16 protein-coding genes and 1 pseudogene are annotated in these 16,734 nt (G+C 48.0%); all 17 read right to left on the bottom strand.

The window, feature by feature from the left end; genetic code table 11:
• Nucleotides 1-99: 99 nt before the first annotated feature.
• Complete coding sequence (locus DWZ40_RS06740; protein WP_118541994.1) at nt 100-2,229, bottom strand: transporter substrate-binding domain-containing protein; 2,130 nt, start codon at nt 2,227-2,229, stop codon at nt 100-102.
• Nucleotides 2,230-2,415: 186 nt separating this feature from the next.
• Nucleotides 2,416-2,932 (bottom strand): annotated as a pseudogene (locus DWZ40_RS19765) (N-acetylmuramoyl-L-alanine amidase); the annotation flags it as partial.
• 255 nt (nt 2,933-3,187) lie between these two features.
• Nucleotides 3,188-4,462: a phosphoribosylamine--glycine ligase gene (gene purD, locus DWZ40_RS06730; protein ID WP_118541992.1), complete on the bottom strand. Its 1,275-nt coding sequence runs from the start codon at nt 4,460-4,462 to the stop codon at nt 3,188-3,190.
• 139 nt (nt 4,463-4,601) lie between these two features.
• Nucleotides 4,602-5,198 carry a phosphoribosylglycinamide formyltransferase gene (gene purN / locus DWZ40_RS06725; RefSeq protein ID WP_118541990.1) on the bottom strand — a complete coding sequence of 199 codons (597 nt, stop codon included), beginning with the start codon at nt 5,196-5,198 and terminating at the stop codon, nt 4,602-4,604.
• On the bottom strand, nt 5,192-6,223 hold the full coding sequence (gene purM / locus DWZ40_RS06720; RefSeq protein WP_118541989.1) for a phosphoribosylformylglycinamidine cyclo-ligase: 1,032 nt from the start codon (nt 6,221-6,223) through the stop codon (nt 5,192-5,194). Before purM ends, purN begins: the two co-directional genes overlap by 7 nt.
• Before the next feature lie 124 nt (nt 6,224-6,347).
• Nucleotides 6,348-6,863 carry a 5-(carboxyamino)imidazole ribonucleotide mutase gene (purE, locus tag DWZ40_RS06715; protein ID WP_118541987.1) on the bottom strand — a complete coding sequence of 172 codons (516 nt, stop codon included), beginning with the start codon at nt 6,861-6,863 and terminating at the stop codon, nt 6,348-6,350.
• A 240-nt stretch (nt 6,864-7,103) separates the two neighbouring features.
• Nucleotides 7,104-9,191 (bottom strand): aminopeptidase, encoded by a 2,088-nt coding sequence (locus DWZ40_RS06710; RefSeq protein WP_118541985.1) that lies wholly within the window; start codon nt 9,189-9,191, stop codon nt 7,104-7,106.
• Between the two features lie 140 nt (nt 9,192-9,331).
• Complete coding sequence (locus tag DWZ40_RS06705; RefSeq protein ID WP_118541983.1) at nt 9,332-9,673, bottom strand: calcium:proton exchanger; 342 nt, start codon at nt 9,671-9,673, stop codon at nt 9,332-9,334.
• Nucleotides 9,670-10,134 carry a VanZ family protein gene (locus tag DWZ40_RS06700; protein ID WP_118541981.1) on the bottom strand — a complete coding sequence of 155 codons (465 nt, stop codon included), beginning with the start codon at nt 10,132-10,134 and terminating at the stop codon, nt 9,670-9,672. The genes DWZ40_RS06705 and DWZ40_RS06700 overlap by 4 nt, the downstream gene beginning before the upstream one ends.
• Before the next feature lie 182 nt (nt 10,135-10,316).
• Nucleotides 10,317-10,466, bottom strand: coding sequence for a hypothetical protein (locus DWZ40_RS19415; RefSeq protein ID WP_182430467.1), 150 nt, complete (start codon nt 10,464-10,466; stop codon nt 10,317-10,319).
• An 11-nt stretch (nt 10,467-10,477) separates the two neighbouring features.
• Nucleotides 10,478-11,152 (bottom strand): orotate phosphoribosyltransferase, encoded by a 675-nt coding sequence (pyrE, locus tag DWZ40_RS06695; protein ID WP_118542114.1) that lies wholly within the window; start codon nt 11,150-11,152, stop codon nt 10,478-10,480.
• 108 nt (nt 11,153-11,260) lie between these two features.
• Nucleotides 11,261-12,163 carry a dihydroorotate dehydrogenase gene (locus DWZ40_RS06690; protein ID WP_118541979.1) on the bottom strand — a complete coding sequence of 301 codons (903 nt, stop codon included), beginning with the start codon at nt 12,161-12,163 and terminating at the stop codon, nt 11,261-11,263.
• Nucleotides 12,163-12,942, bottom strand: a complete 780-nt coding sequence (locus DWZ40_RS06685) for a dihydroorotate dehydrogenase electron transfer subunit (protein ID WP_118541977.1) — start codon at nt 12,940-12,942, stop codon at nt 12,163-12,165. Before DWZ40_RS06685 ends, DWZ40_RS06690 begins: the two co-directional genes overlap by 1 nt.
• 116 nt (nt 12,943-13,058) lie before the next feature.
• Nucleotides 13,059-13,976 carry an orotidine-5'-phosphate decarboxylase gene (pyrF, locus tag DWZ40_RS06680; RefSeq protein WP_118541975.1) on the bottom strand — a complete coding sequence of 306 codons (918 nt, stop codon included), beginning with the start codon at nt 13,974-13,976 and terminating at the stop codon, nt 13,059-13,061.
• Nucleotides 13,977-14,109: 133 nt separating this feature from the next.
• Nucleotides 14,110-15,030 (bottom strand): YitT family protein, encoded by a 921-nt coding sequence (locus DWZ40_RS06675; protein ID WP_118541973.1) that lies wholly within the window; start codon nt 15,028-15,030, stop codon nt 14,110-14,112.
• A 423-nt stretch (nt 15,031-15,453) separates the two neighbouring features.
• Complete coding sequence (locus DWZ40_RS06670) at nt 15,454-16,143, bottom strand: LrgB family protein (RefSeq protein WP_118541971.1); 690 nt, start codon at nt 16,141-16,143, stop codon at nt 15,454-15,456.
• On the bottom strand, nt 16,140-16,526 hold the full coding sequence (locus DWZ40_RS06665) for a CidA/LrgA family protein (RefSeq protein ID WP_118542112.1): 387 nt from the start codon (nt 16,524-16,526) through the stop codon (nt 16,140-16,142). The genes DWZ40_RS06670 and DWZ40_RS06665 overlap by 4 nt, the downstream gene beginning before the upstream one ends.
• Nucleotides 16,527-16,734 lie beyond the last annotated feature (208 nt).

Raw genomic sequence — 16,734 nt, 5'->3', positions numbered from 1 at the left:
CCCACCAAGGATTTGACTCCTCAATGGGCATTGCTTCTATACCAGTTATTCAGCCTGTTAAGTTTTTTGTCACGATATGACCATCTTCATAAAATGCACTTACGCTTTTTTGTAATTCGCCACTACACCCAGCAGTTTTTTCTCATCAATCGGCTTGGAAATATGCCCGTTCATGCCTGCTTCCTCCGTTTTCTTTCTGTCCTCCGTGAAGGCATTTGCTGTAACAGCAATGATGGGAATGTTCTGTGCATCCTTTCTGGCCAGACTGCGAATCGTTCTGGTGGCCTCTATACCATCCATAACTGGCATCATGATATCCATAAGGATTACATCATAGTAGCTCTCTCTTGCGCTGCTGAAGATTTCCACTGCCTGCTTTCCGTCTGCTGCAGTCTCGACTTCTGCCCCGGCCTCTTCTAAGACGCACTGTGTAATTTCACGGTTCAGATCATTATCTTCCACCACAAGCAAGTGCATCCCCTGAAGATCTCCGCTCTTATCATCTTTTTCTTCCTGCCCCTTCGGTGAAACACCAATTTCAAACGGCAACGTAACCGTAAAGGTTGTCCCCTTCCCCAGAACACTATCCACCTGAATGGTGCCTTGCATTGCATCTACAAGTTCATGGACAATTGCCATTCCAAGACCGGTTCCCTTATACTTTGTGCGTGCTGTTTTATGTTCCTGCGTAAAAGGTTTATACAGGTTATTCTCGATAAAGTCCCGACTCATTCCGATACCATCGTCCTGCACCTTTATCTCTAAAACAGTACTATTTTCGCTGTTTCCATCTATTTCCGAAACGATTGTCTGTACATGTCCGTTCTCTTTCGAATATTTGATTGCATTGCTGAGGAGATTGAGCAGTATTCTGCGAAAATGCATCACACTTCCGATGAGGAAGCGATGCTGAACCTGGTCATCCTGGATGATTAAATCTATGTTTCCCTCCTGCAGCTTACCTATCACAATTGCCTGCACATTCTCTAACTCCTCGTCCAGAGAAAAAGCAACATGCTCCAATTCAATTTCTCTGCTTTCCAGTTTGCTCATATCCAGAACATCACTGAGCATGGACTGAAGATGACCGGATGCAATATCTATATTATCCAAACATTCCTTAATACGCTGTGGATTCGTAATATTCTTTCGAATGATCCCTGACATTCCCACGATTCCATTTAACGGTGTTCGAACATCATGAGACATATGGGAAAGAAATTCAGACTTTGCACGATTGGCGCGCTCTGCCTTTACGTTAGAATCTTCCAGATTCTTCTGGTAAACCAGGAGTTCTTTAATATGCCGCTCCTGACTGCTTGCATACATCCGAAACACTGCGGAGATAATCAAAAGCAGAATAACTGACATGACTGAAATAATATAGAACGCCTGATTATTCTCCAAGACATAATCGAGAGTGTGATTTCGTGTGAAATCGATAATCCATTTCGTTTTCAGCTTGTACAGTGTTCCATCCTCAGCCATGGCCTGCAGGGCTGTATTCAGCTTCTCCTGCAGTTCCGGATTGGTATCCTTTACGGCGATTGACGGAAAGCTCTTCATAATGGATGCGCCCCTTACCAAATCCAGATTGCTGTTTTCAATGATTTTTTCTCCGACTGCACTATGGCAGATGGCAAAATCAACCTCTCCGTTTTCCACAGCCTGAAGGATTTCCGTGTTTGTATTGTACTCCACATATTCACATTGCAAATCAAAAAGTCCTATGATTACGGAGCGTGCCATAATGGAAACCCGTTTACCAGAAAGCGCAGCAGCACTTAGTGCCTTTTGTTTGCCAAACATACACAATTCATCTGATGCCATTGGAATCGTATGCAGCGTCCCTTTCATGTTGGAGAATATTTCCAGCCCAAGAAGGACATCTGCCTCTCCGCTTTCCAATTTCGCTCTACAGCCAAGCCAATTGTCTGTCAGAAACACTGGTTTCATTTCCAGTTGATTCGCAAGCTCTGTCATAATTTCAATATATAGCCCGGACAATTCGCCCTTGCTGTTGATATATGTGTTTGGGCAAAAATCATAGTCCGTGGCGATTCGCAACTCTGGGACATCTTTACCTGTATACTTGGCCGTTACTTCTACTTTCGGTTCTGGTGAAAAAACACCCATTTGAACAATTGTAAAGCCCACAATAATGGCAGTTACAATTACGGTAATCACAAGCAACAGCCGATAGATCACCTTTGCTACATTATCTTTCATATGTGTTTTTAATATCTCCTTTGTATGAGATTCCTGATACCTATAAAATCACAAATATAGTATATCTTTCGTAGAAGTCACAGTCAATCTTTAACTTCTCAAAATTAACTTCTCAAAATTGCAAAAAAATAATGCCCACCAAGGAACTGACTCCTCGATGGGCATTACTGCTGTGTGGTTATTCAGTTATCTGAGCAGTTCATTGACACGCTTCTGCACTGCGGAATAATCATAGCCTGCCGCTGTCAGCTTCTGCTTTCTCTCTGCTCCGTTGCCCCATTTACCCTGAATCACTTCACGAGCAATAGCATCTACGGATTTCTTTGCTGTGGCAGTCGGATAGACCTGCTTGCCGTTTGCATCAAAAAACGGCATAACCATTGTTATTGTCGGCACATTTCTTAGCATTATCCGGGCTCTTGAACGCACCTTTCTGCGTTTTTGCATCTGCCCAGGACTTACGCACACGATAAAGTCTCGCTGCCGGATCAGATGGTGTAACAGTGCTGTCGCCAAGATTGGCTGTAACCTTCGCCGCCAGTTCGCCGAGCCTTGCATAGAGCCAGTTGCCGGGGCAGCTTTTATTTGCAAACCAGCGATGTACCGTCAGTACCATTTCATCAGACTTCGGTGCGTAGTTCAGCGTCTTTGTCTTGTCTCCAAGCCACAGGAGCTTTTCCTTTCCGTTTCGTTTGCAAATATTGTTCTAAAGAACAACAAATAATTCTTTATAAGTAGTACACTTATGGAACAAAACGAAACACTAAATGCACCTGGCCACACGGTACAGGAATTTCATTTTATCCACCTTGAATAAAATGAACTAGCTAAAAGTACTGAATTTCGAACCTCTATTTCCTTTTTAATAATAAAAACAGCCCATTTTGCGTCATCCTGTTTCCGTTATCATAGCTTATTTCCGATTGGAATAATAATTGACACCATAGTCAGCGTCGAGTCACACTTCATCAATTGCCTTTCCAATATCATGTCTCATATACTTATTATCAAAATCAATCCACTCGGTTGCCTTGTACGCATTGGCCCGGGCTTCTTTTAAGTTGCTTCCGGTTGCGGTCACGCCGAGTACGCGTCCGCCGTTGGTTACAACACGTTCCTGCTCATCGAACTTGCTGCCTGCATGGAAGACATAGTAGCCGTCTTTGTCTTTGAAGTTCTCTAAGCCGCGGATCTCAAAGCCTTTTTCGTAGTGTTCCGGGTAGCCGTTGGATGCCAGGACTACGCAGACTGCAGCGTTATCCTCGAACTCCAGGTTGATCTGGTCCAGAGTGCCGTCGATGCAGGCTTCAAACAGGTCGACCAGGTCATTCTTCATGCGCGGAAGTACGACCTGGGTCTCCGGGTCACCGAAACGGGCGTTGTATTCGAGTACCTTCGGACCGTCTGCAGTCAGCATCAGGCCAAAGAAGATGATTCCCTTAAATTCTCTGCCCTCTGCTGCCATGGCATCGACCGTTTTCTGGTAAATATGCTCTTTGCAGAATGCATCGACCTCCGGAGTATAGAAGGGGCTCGGGGAGAAGGTTCCCATGCCGCCGGTGTTCAGTCCCTGGTCGCCATCCTTAGCACGCTTGTGGTCCTGTGCAGAGGTCATGATCTTGATGGTCTTTCCGTCTACGAAGGATAAAACAGATACTTCACGGCCGGTCATAAATTCCTCGATGACGATCTCATCACCTGCGGAACCGAACTGCTTGTCCATCATCAGGGTCTTGACACCTGCTTTCGCTTCTTCTAAGTCCTTGCAGATGAGAACGCCCTTGCCCAGTGCCAGGCCGTCTGCCTTTAATACGATCGGCATCTTTGCAGTCTCCAGATAAGCGAGTGCTTTTTCCGGGTCATTGAAGGTTTCATAAGCTGCGGTCGGAATGCCGTATTTTTTCATCAGGTCTTTAGAGAATGCCTTGGAGCCTTCCAGGATCGCTGCGTTAGCCCTCGGGCCAAATGCACGCAGGCCTGCTGCCTCGAACGCATCGACTGCACCTGCTGCCAGCGGATCATCCGGCGCTACCACGGTCAGATCGATGGCATGCTCTTTTGCAAATGCCACCAGCTTGTCAAACTCCATGACACCGATATTGACACACTCTGCCACCTCGGCAATGCCTGCATTGCCCGGTGCACAATACAATTTCTCAACCTTCGGGCTCTTTGCCAGCTTCCATGCGATGGCGTGCTCTCTTCCGCCGCCCCCTACGATCAAAATCTTCATTTGCATATTCCTCCTTTTACCGTTCCTGGTCATTGCCTGCATTTTGCGTAAACAACAACTCTTTTTCTCTATGCGTTCTCATCGCCAGGCAAACCGCAGACAGACCGGAATCCCACCGGTCTGCCCTTATCGTTCGTTTTTATTTTATCTTTCCGTTTGCGATCAGGTCAATGGCCTGCGGCAGTAGCTTCCACTCTGCCTGCTCCATGACTCTGCGCTGCAATACCTCCGGCGTATCGCCGTCCTGCACCTCGACTGCCTTCTGCAGGATGATCGGGCCGGTATCCATACCACTGTCCACAAAATGAACGGTCGCGCCCGTCACTTTTACACCGCGTGCCAGTGCTGCCTCATGTACCTTCAGGCCGTAATAACCAACGCCGCAGAAGGACGGGATCAGAGACGGATGGATATTGATGATCTTATGCTCATATTTTTCGATCATCGCAGCCGGGATCTTTACCAGGAAACCAGCCAGCACGATCAGGTCCAGATGATACTCATCTACCTTCGCCAGAAATGCCTCGTTAAATGCTTCCCGGCTCTCATAGTCCTTCGGGGAGATGCACAGGGCTTCCACACCATGCTTCTTTGCGCGCTCCAGCGCATAAGCGCCCGGATTGTTGCTGATGACCACTGCGATCTCGGCATTGGTGATCGTTCCTGCATCCACTGCATCCAGGATTGCCTGTAAGTTGGTGCCGCCGCCAGACACCATTACACCGACTCTTAACATAAAGTCACTCCCTTTTCGCCTTCCTCAATGGAACCGATCACATACGGTACATCTCCGGTTGCCTTAATTGCTTCCATGGTCTTCTCCACGTCAGCCGGATCCACTGCCACGATCATACCGATACCCATGTTGAAGGTGTTGTACATCATGGTTTCTTCGATCTCGCCCTTGTCTGCCAGCATCTTGAAGATGGCCGGTACCTCATAGCTGTCTTTCCTGATGACTGCGCGGGTTCCTTCTTTTAACATACGCGGAACGTTCTCATAAAATCCGCCGCCGGTAATGTGGCTGCAGGCCCTTACGGTCACGCCTGCGTTCTTGACGCTCTTTAATGCCTTTACATAGATGCGGGTCGGTGCCAGAAGAGCCTCACCCAGAGTCTTTCCGAGAGAATCGTAATATGTATTCAGTCCTTCTTTGGTCAGCTCCTTCTCAAATACCTTGCGCACCAGGGAGAAACCGTTGGAATGAACGCCGGTGGATGCCATGCCGATCAGCACATCGCCAGCCTTTAAGTGCTCGCCGGTGATCATCTCTTTCTTATCGCAGACACCAACTGCAAAACCAGCCAGATCGTAGTCCTCCTCCGGCATCAGTCCCGGATGCTCTGCGGTCTCGCCGCCGATCAGTGCAGCCTCAGACTGCAGGCAGCCCTCTGCAACACCCTTTACGATATCCGCGATCTTCTCCGGATAGTTCTTGCCGCAGGCAATATAGTCCAGGAAGAATAACGGCTCGCCGCCTGCGCAGGCAATGTCATTCACGCACATAGCCACGGCATCGATACCGATGGTGTCATGCTTGTCCATGATGATCGCCAACTTTACCTTGGTACCGCAGCCATCGGTTCCGGATAAGAGCACCGGCTCCTCCATGTTTTTGATCTTTGCCAGGGAGAATGCGCCGGAAAAACCGCCCAGACCGCCTAACACTTCCTCACGCATGGTCTTTTTTACATGCTCTTTCATCAGCTCTACAGACTTGTATCCTGCTTCAATGTCAACTCCGGCTTTCTTGTAATCCATCTTCTTTTCCTCCATATCGTATGGGTTTTGTGGTTGTATCGTTCTGATAACGGACTTTGCCAATCTGAAATGTGAAGCATCGGCAAAATCCTGTTGTTGGACACCCTTGTGAACAGTAACGGTTTTACTTCATCTGTGCCAGATACTCTTTGTATCCAATGCTCTCTAACTTGTCTGCCTTCTTCACGACATCATTCTTCATATCCTCACTGTAGTTTTTCAGCTTCTGAAGAAGCTCTGCGTCAGAAGTTGCCAGGATCTTTGCTGCCAGAATGCCGGCATTGGCTCCACCGTTAATCGCTACGGTCGCTACCGGGATTCCGGACGGCATCTGTACGATCGAATACAGGGAGTCCACACCGCCGAGGTCGGAGGTTTTCATAGGAATACCTACAACCGGCATCGGGAACAGTGCTGCACACATCCCCGGCAGATGTGCTGCTTTTCCGGCACCTGCAATGATCACCTTGATTCCCTTTTCCTCTGCGCTCTTCGCCCACTCAAAAAAGATGTCCGGCTCGCGGTGTGCGGAAATGATCGTCATCTCATAATCAATTCCGAACTTATCCAGGATTTCTGCCGCCTTCGCCATGATCGGCATATCTGAATCACTGCCCATTACAATTCCTACTTTCGCCATTGTAAGTTCTCCTTTTTCAATTTATTATTATAATTAATAAATACATATCTTGTTTGAATCACTACTTATAATATAATACTGTATTTTCCATACGCAGTCAATATAGAAAAATTGATGTTTTTATAATTTATTCCTTTTGCACCAGATTCGCTGCCACATAAATGCAAAACCGACTGCTGCAGGCTCCACACCCACAACAGCCGGTCTCAAATAATGCTATTTTTTCAGTACATAGCATTTTTACACATTTGCGTTCAGCTCTTCATTCAGTTTTTCCGTTCCCGTTACAACAAACCGTCCGTTTCGGATCACCGGAAGCTTCCGTCCATCGCTGCAGACTACCGTGATGTCGCCCAGCTCAGAATACGGGATCGTGATATCGGTATGACAGCCAAAGTAAGCCTTGGATACATCTTCCTTGCGCAGCAGGGAGATTTCGTTATCCCGGGCAATGATCTCTTTTCCATCCGGATTGTATACCGCAGAATCCTCGCTCCAGCTATAGCAGGTATCTCCTACCGCAAAATGCGGTCCGGTCTTCTCCGCGATCAGGATCGGGAACTTATCCATAATATTGTATTTCTTTGCCACTGCATATGCCGTGGTATTGGTTCCGATCGCGAACTCGCCCATTGGAAGGGTATCGTGATTCTTTAAGATCTGCTGGCGGATCAGCTTTTTGCCCTCTTCCGGGTCTGCGAAGTTATCGCAGGAATAATCGGTGATTTTTCCGTTCTTGAATTCCATGCGGAAGTTTTTAAACTGGAAGTCACCAATGTAGACCTGGCTCACATGAAGCAGACCTTCTGTTCCAGCTAATACCGGGGAAGTGAAAACCTCTCCCACCGGAATATTCACATCGGCTACACAATTCTCAAAGTTTGTCTGCTTTGCCGGGTCGGTCAGGGTATGCAGGGAAATCTTCATATGGGTCTCATTGCCGGTCTCTGCATTTCCCGTTACCGTCACATACTCTGCCTGATCCAGTACATCCACCAGATTCTGCTGGATCTTTTTGTACTCCTCGTAATCCAGCGTATTGATGCGAATCGTCTCATGGAAGATCTCCGCAAAATCCGTTCCGATCGCCGGAACCGGGAACGCGATGATGGTGAAGCTGGTCTCATCTCCCGGAATGTACTGGTTCACGACCGGCATCGCCTCGTTGGAATAAGCGATCTGCAGCTCTTCCTGTTTTTCACTCAAAGCATAGACCTCTGGCTTGTTCTTCGGCTCAAAACCATCCTCACCAAAAGTCTCCACTACAGCCGGTCCTGCATACGCTGCTGCTTTTGCTTTGCAATTCTCATATGCGGTGCGCAGTACGGCAAGCTTACGCTCCTTAAAGGCCTTATCCAGATAAATAGCCTGATCGTAGCGGTGATCGTAGTCAAACTGCATATTAGCAGAGGTGCCATGGTAACCAATCTTACGGTTCGGACTCATGGTCACGGACCAGACTGCCGCACGATAAAGAATCACTTCCAGTCCCATCTCCTCAAACTGGCGGATCGCAGCGCGGATCATGCGCTCAAAGCCCAGCTCATAGCGGATGGAAACGGTCTTTTTCTTAGAAAGGTCACGCCCCATCACCTCAAAGCCCTTGCGGTATCCTTCTGTGTAGGTCGATGCCATCTTCTCGATGGTCTCCTCCGGCAGGGAATTCAGATACGAAGCGATCTGCAGCTCAGAATCAGAAATATACTCACCAAAGCGGTACAGATAACGCAGATCATTTAAGTCTGACTCCATGATGATGTCCTTCGCAAAGCTTAAATCCGGGTCCAGCTGCTCACGGATTCGGTAGGTCAGCGTAACATCGGTATAGTCGCTGAAAAACCAGTACAGCACATCCCGCACCTGACGCGCCTGCGGGATTCCATCTTCAAACATGTTATAAATCTCAATGAGAGTTTCACATAAAATCGTGATATCCGTCATTCTGCATTCATACGCAAAGACGATCGCAGCCCGGAACTGTGCATAAAATGCAGATAAAAGCGGGCCCAAGTCTGCCCCCAGCATCCGCACGGCAAATGCCGGATCCGCATAGCTTTCCTCATAATGCTCTGGAAGAATATCCGCATAGAGATTATGATTCATCTTCTGAAGCTCCGGAAAACTCAGGCTGTCGAGATCCTCGCGAAGCTGCATTCTTGCCAGTTCTTCGATCTGGGCTGTAAATGCTGCCATCTGGTTAAAGTAAGCACGGTACGGCTCTGCCACCCGGTTTTCTGCCGGGATCTCCAGAATCCGCTCCATGACCAGGTCATAGCGCTCTGTTATATTTGTATTTTCTTCGTTCCATAATTCCTGATATTTTACCATAAATTCATTGTCCTTTCCTGAGACTTTTTACTTTCAGCCCCATGAAATATTTCGCTGCTGTTCCTGCACTGCGCAAACAGCAATAGAATTTTGCCGGTCCTTTCCATTCCAGACGGATAAAATCTGCTGCCTCAATCGTATCATAGGATCGTTACGATTCCAATCACCAGCATTCCCAGCCAGCAAAACAATAAAATCCCGCCTGCGATGATTCCGATCCGGGCCAGGATATCGTTGATTTCCTTCATCTTTAACGTTTTCACTCCACAGATAACAGACTCCACGGAAAACAACAGGCTGGTCAGTGCCCAGGCTGCCACATCCGGACCGCCACTCCCCTGGTTTACGATACTGCGTCCCAGACTAAAGCAAAAACAAAACAGACCGATCGCCGCAAATCCAAGACAGAAAAAGCTCTGCTTTGGAATTGGTTTCCGGATATAGGATATGCGTTTTTTTCTATTTTTCATCGGCTTTTTCATCGGCGTCTTCTCCTTTTTATCCGAATCTTCTGAATCGTCCAGTGACTTAAAAAGCCCAGTGCACCGCCGAGTGTGTTTAAAAACAGATCATCCACATCGAAACTTCCGACTTTGAAGATCAACTGCGTTGTCTCGATGCAGAGGCTTAAACAGAAACCGAATAAAATCGTATTGTACCACTTTTTGCTTCTGCGGCTGATGATCGGCAGAAAAAATCCACACGGCATAAATCCTACTACGTTACCTACAATATTTAAAAGGAATGCTTCCATTCCCAGTTGTTTTCGATATTTATAAAAGCGCTTGATTTCCTTGAACAGCTCCAGATTATACGCATAATCGCGCTGCTCCGGATTGCGTCCAAAGGACTCCGCAAAAAACATAAAATAAACCAGCAAGGCCATGTAAGCGATGAAAAGCACCCATCCCAGCTTCTGATTCCTGGTCGTATTTCTGATCATAATTCTAGTAAAACTCCTTTTTATTTCCAAATGCCAAATTCACCGGAAACGCTCTAAGCACTTCCTTTTTGCACAATGACCACAGGTAAACTTTTTATTCCACATGGTACCCTGCAAGCAAAGGGGCAGTCTCCGCCCGAAACCTGTTGCAGAAACTGCCGCCCCCTGTATCTTTTTGAATATTAAAATGTGATCTCGCCCTTGCGCTTTAACAGCAGTCCGCCGCAGACAATGGACATAATGCCCACGGTCACGCCGGTCACGAGCATGATGATTCCCACTGCAATGCTGCAGGCGCCGGTGCGCTGCATTGTCTTATACACCTTTTCCATAATATGACTCCTTACTCTGCACCATACTGCTCATAGTAAGCATCGATTGCTGCCTTTAAGGTATCGTCGATGATGACTTTTCCCTTGTAAGGCTTGTTGTAGAGATGCTCTACAACATCTGCCATGGTTACAATCGCGGTGGTCTTGAAGCCGTACTTCTCTTCGATTTCCTTCAATGCAGACTTGGTTCCCTTTCCGCGCTCCATACGGTCTACGGAAACAACCAGACCAAGCACATCGACATCGCCCTGTGCCTTGATGATCGGCAGAGTCTCCTCGATGGAGGTACCGGCAGTGGTTACGTCTTCGATGATCACAACCTTGTCGCCATCTTTGATCGGGCTGCCGAGCAGGATGCCCTTATCGCCGTGATCCTTTACTTCTTTCCGGTTGGAGCAGTAACGGATGTCTGCATCATACAGCTCGCTGATGGACATGGTCGCTGCAACGGTCAGCGGAATACCCTTGTAAGCCGGTCCGAACAGAACATCAAAATCGGTTCCGAAGGTATCCTTGATTGCCTGTGCATAATACTGACCCAGGCGGCGCAGCTGTGCGCCGGTGCGGTAGAAACCGGTATTGACAAAGAACGGGGTCTTGCGGCCGGACTTGGTTACGAAATCACCAAATTTCAGCACTTCGCAGTCGATCATAAATTCAATAAATTCTTTCTTGTAATCTTCCATGATATTCTCCTTTTGTTCCGCCCTTTCCGGCAGAATCTTTTTCATAGCTGATTCTTTCCGGCGGATGTTTTTCTCATTCCAGCCATCCACTGGGATTCTGGATCTGTTCTATTTCACACATCCGATCAGTTCCCGGATGTCTTCTACATTCTGTTTCTTCATAAAGGCTTCGATGCCTTCTGCGATCTCTACCGTTGCGTACGGATTATAGAAGTTTGCAGTTCCCACGGAAACTGCAGTCGCGCCAGCCATGATAAACTCCAGCGCATCCTCTGCCGTCGCGATGCCGCCCATGCCGATGATCGGCAGACTTACCGCATTCGCTACCTGGTAAACCATGCGCACGGCCACCGGCTTGACTGCCGGGCCGGACATACCGCCGGTCTTGTTGGCGATTGCAAATGCCCTGCGGTTGATATCGATCTTCATACCGGTCAGGGTGTTGATAAGGGAGAGCACATCGGCACCACCTGCCTCTGCTGCCTTCGCCATAACGGTAATGTCTGTTACGTTTGGACTCAGCTTCATGATAACCGGCTGCTTCGCGTGCTTCTTCACTTCTCTGGTGATGGCTTCCACTGCCTTCGGATCCTGTCCGAATGCGATGCCGCCTTCCTTTACGTTCGGACAGGAAATGTTGATCTCTAAAAGATCTACCGGCTCATCGCCCAGACGTTCTACGACTTCAATATAATCTTCCGTGGTCTTTCCGCAGACATTCACGATGATCTTTGTGTCGTACTGCTTTAAAAACGGGATATCACGCTTTACGAATACATCGATGCCCGGATTCTGCAGACCGATCGCATTCAGCATGCCGCCGTAAACCTCTGCGATACGCGGGGTCGGGTTACCCGGCCACGGCACATTCGCCACACCCTTGGTCACAACTGCGCCAAGGCGGCTTAAATCAACAAATTCACTGTACTCTGCTCCGCTTCCGAAGGTTCCGGATGCTGTCATGACCGGATTTTTCAATTCCACACCGGCAAGATTTACTTTGGTATTCATTACAGCTCCACCTCCTCAGCAGCAAAGACCGGACCGTCCTTGCAGATACGCTTATTGTGTACGTGGGAATGATCGTCTACCTCTTTGGACTTGCAGACGCAGGCGAGACATGCACCGATTCCGCAGGCCATCTTCTCCTCTAAGGAGAGCCAGCACTCGATGCCGTTCTCTTCCGCATACGCCTTCAGTGCACGCAGCATCGGAGTCGGTCCGCAGGCATAGATCACATCTGCATTCAGTCCGTTTGCCTTGATGGCATCGATGACGTTGCCCTTTGTTCCGGCGCTGCCATCTTCGGTTGCCACATAAACCTTACCGTACTGTTCAAATTCCTCGTTTAAGAATAACACATCGCGGTAGCCAAGCACCATCTGCTTTTCGCAGTTTAAGTTCTTTGCCAGCTCCAGCATAGGCGGGATTCCGATACCACCGCCGATGAGAAATGCCTTTTTCTCCTTTAACGGGAAACCATTTCCGAGCGGTCCCATGATCTCGATGTCGTCCCCTGCCTGGTATGCAGAAAACTCTTTGGTTCCGGCCCCTACCACGCGGTACACGATGCGCAGTCTGCCCTGCTCCTTATCGATCTCACAAAGACTGATCGGACGCGGAAGCACCTTACTTTTGTCTTTCGTGTATACAGAGATAAACTGCCCCGGCTTTGCCGCTTTCGCGATTTTCTCTGCCTGGATCCACATGCTGCAGATATCATCCGTCAAAGCTTCCTGGCTGACCACCTTAGCCGTCAGCTTTACCTTTTCTTTCTGAATTGTTTCCATTTTCCCCTACTCCTCTGTTCTCGCAAAATCTCATTCTGCTTTTCAGAAAGCTTTCTGCCCCAAAATCTCTGTTACAGTCCAGATCATCCACGCAGAAAGCATTCCTCCTGCCGCACCTACAGTACGCTGTTGATATCAGCAACCATATCGATAACAGCCTGTCTGGATGCCTCTGCGAAATGCTCTGCGCCAAACTTTGCGTATTTCTCCTGGCGGTATGCCGCAATAATACCACGGGAGGAGTTTACGACTGCACCAAGTCCGTCTTCATTGAAGCAGTGTCTTAAATCTTTTGCGGTGCCGCCCTGAGCGCCATAGCCCGGAACCAGGAAGTAGGTCTTCGGCATAAGCTTTCTGAGCACTGCGCTCATCTCCGGATAGGTTGCGCCGACTACTGCACCGACATTGCTGTAGTTACCGTCCATGGACATCTCGCCCCACTCAACGACCTTTGCAGCCACATGCTCATAAAGCGGCTTGCCGTCAATGAGTCTGTCCTGGAACTCGCCGCTGGATGGGTTGGAAGTCTTTACCAGAACAAAAATTCCCTTGTCATCGGAATTGCAGACATCGACAAACGGTTTTACGCCGTCAGTTCCCAGATACGGGTTTACCGTAAGGAAATCGGTGTTGAATGCGGAACAGATGCTGTTTCCAACCTTCACCTTGCCCAGATGTGCAGTCGCGTAGGCTGCGGAAGTAGAACCAATATCACCGCGCTTTGCGTCACCGATCACTACAAGACCTTTTTCCTGGCAATACTTTACGGTCTTGTCATACACGTTCAGTCCCTCGATGCCGAACTGCTCGTACATAGCAATCTGCGGTTTCACGGACGGGATCAGATCCCAGGTGTGATCCACGATCTCCTTGTTAAAATTCCAGATGGCGTCTGCAGCGCCTTCCAACGTCTCCCCGAATTCTCCGAAGGACTTCTTTAAAATGTGCTCCGGAATGTAGTTTAACATCGGGTCCAATCCCACACAGATCGGTGCCTTTGTCTTCTGAATTTTTTCAATCAGCTTCTGAATCATGGCTTCCTCCTTAAGTGTATGCATAGCGCATTGCTATTCTTTTTTATACTTCATTTAAATATACCATATCCCCAAACCCCTTTCAACCGGAAAAGCACGACATTATATTTGTTTTTCTCTTTCTTTTCAGCTGCTACCGATATCGTTTTTTCATGGAAAAGCCACGTCCGCTCACCTCGCTGACCCGGTTTACCACCATAAAACATTCCGGATCGATGCGATGGACCAGCTTTTCCAGTTCCGGAAGTTCCCGGTTTGAGATGACACTGAAGATCATCTGCGTTTGGTGTTTCAGGTAGCCGGTTTCTCCGGAAAGCATCGTAACGCCGCGGTCCATTTCCGCCAGGATAGCTTCCCGGATTTTCTGACTGTGTTCACTGACAATCCGCACTTCTGTGCGCGTCGTTCCCAATAACATCAGCTTATCCAGTACCAGGGTATAAACCATGACCAGAATCAGTCCATACAATACGTTTTCCGGTGGATTTCCAACCGCCTGGACCAGAAGAATGCAAAAATCAAAGACATACATGGAAACAGAAACCGGAATCTGAAAATAATGATGGAGCACAAGCGGCGGAATGTCCATTCCTCCCGTCGATGCACCCGCCCGGATCACAATTCCAAGAGAAGCCCCAATCCCAAGTCCGGAAAATACCGTGCTCAAAAACAGATCCTGCGTCAGGATCGTACTTCCCAGTATCTGTTCAAAAAAGCCCAGCGCAATGGGATATACAAAGGTACTCACAACCGTCGTCAGTGCAAATTTTCTTCCAAGAACACTCCAGCCGACAAGGAGCATCACTACATTAAACACCAATACAAACGCAGACACCGGTATACCAAATGCGCGGTTCAATGCCAGACCAATTCCCGTTGTTCCTCCGGTAAGCAGTCCCGCCGGCATCAAAAAAGCTTTGACCGTCAGCGCGTACAAAACATTCCCCAGAATTACAATAGCAAGGGAAGCTGCTGTTGCTGTTTGCGCAACGCGTGAACCGCAGCATGCTGCCTTCTGGCATGGATTTTTCCAGTTTTTTTCCTTTGTTTCCATCGTTTTTTGTTCTCCTTTTCCTGTCAATCCTCTCAAACTTCATAAAATGTACCCAGCCCTGCCCACTCAAAGACGCAATTTTCTATGAAACAAAAAAGAATGTGCCTTGGCACATTCTCGCGCCGAGGCGCGGTTGCTTCAGCAACCATCTACCTTTGCGCCGAGTGCGCTTCCTCGCGGAGCATTTTTATATGATAGGACGCAATTTCCTATCATATAAAAAAAAACGTCTGTCAGGGAGTTTTTCCCTAACAGACGTGGATCAAGGCATTGCCTAATACAAGTTCAGTATAAAAATTTTCTGGAATTCTGTCAAGTCGAAAACCAGATCTGTACATGAATGTGTACATGAATGATTACTGCTCACAGGCAGGGATTTTCTGAACTGAAAATCCCGTATGATACAGTTTTGGCAGCAGCTTTTCAGATCAGTCCCGACACCAGCGGAACCACAATGACTGTCATCAGTCCGGCTACGGCGATGGAAAGACTGCTCATGGCTCCCTCTACTTCACCAAGTTCCAGTGCCTTTGAAGTACCAATGGCATGTGCTGAGGTACCAAGTGCCAGTCCCTTTGCGATCGGTTCCCGGATTTTCAATACCTTAAACAACATTTCTGCAATGATATTTCCGAAAATACCGGTAATGATGATGCAGACCACCGTGATCGTCACGATGCCGCCCGCTTCCTCACTGACTCCCATGCCAATTGCCGTGGTGATGGATTTCGGCAGGAACGATACGTAATGGATATGTTCTACCCCAAATAACGTACACAGAAGAAAAATACTGCCCGCACTGGCTGCTACACCAGAAGCGATTGCCACAATGACAGAAATAAAATTTTTCTTCAGAAGTTCCAGCTGCTTATACAGCGGAATCGCCAGACACACCGTAGACGGTGTCAGCAGGTAGCTGATATACTTGGCGCTATTATTATAAGAAGCATAATCTACGTGCAGCAGCTTTAACACTGCGATAACGATCACAACAGACACCAGAAGCGGATTTAAAATTGCCCATCCGACTTTCTTTTTCACCCAGACACCAACCAGATATGCTGCCAGGCTGATCACAAAACCAAAATAAAGGGATTCCTGTAAAAAAGTCATGCTGTTTTCTCCTCCCCTGCATTCTTTCCATTCTTCTTTTTCAGCATAGATACCATAAACTCTGTCACCTTTCCGGTCACTCCCATAACAATGACCGTGGAAACCAGACAGGTTACAGCCAGCGGCACCAGGATTGCCTTCATGGCATCATAGCTTTCAATCAGTCCAACCGATGCCGGAATAAACAGAATCGGCATGATATCCAGAAGAAAATTTCCGGTTGCTTCAATATCATCCAGCTTCAGTAAGCCCGTACAAAGCAGAAGCAGAAGCAAAAACAGCCCATACACGCCAGCCGGAACCGGTAGCGGCAAAAGCTCATTGAAAAACTCTCCGATCATCGTAATGCCGAAGATGATTGCAGATTCCTTTACGTATTTCATATTGTTTGTCCTTTCCAATGCTGTGTCGTTCGGTTGCTGTTCATGCGCCGCACAAACAGCAACAGGGTTCTCCCCTTTCACGCCAGGCCGTGCATTGCCGGTTTCCGACAGAAAACGAATCTGTCTTTCTTCAAATCTGTTTGTATTCTGCAAACCAACTGCCTGCCCGGGCGAACAATAACTCGTATTCTACCACCAGAAACCAAAA

It is taken from the genome of Clostridium sp. AF32-12BH, from assembly GCF_003477935.1.
Classification (GTDB): domain Bacteria; phylum Bacillota; class Clostridia; order Lachnospirales; family Lachnospiraceae; genus Brotaphodocola.
Note: the sequence above shows the minus strand (reverse complement) of the source record. Positions and strands in the feature narration are given on the sequence as shown.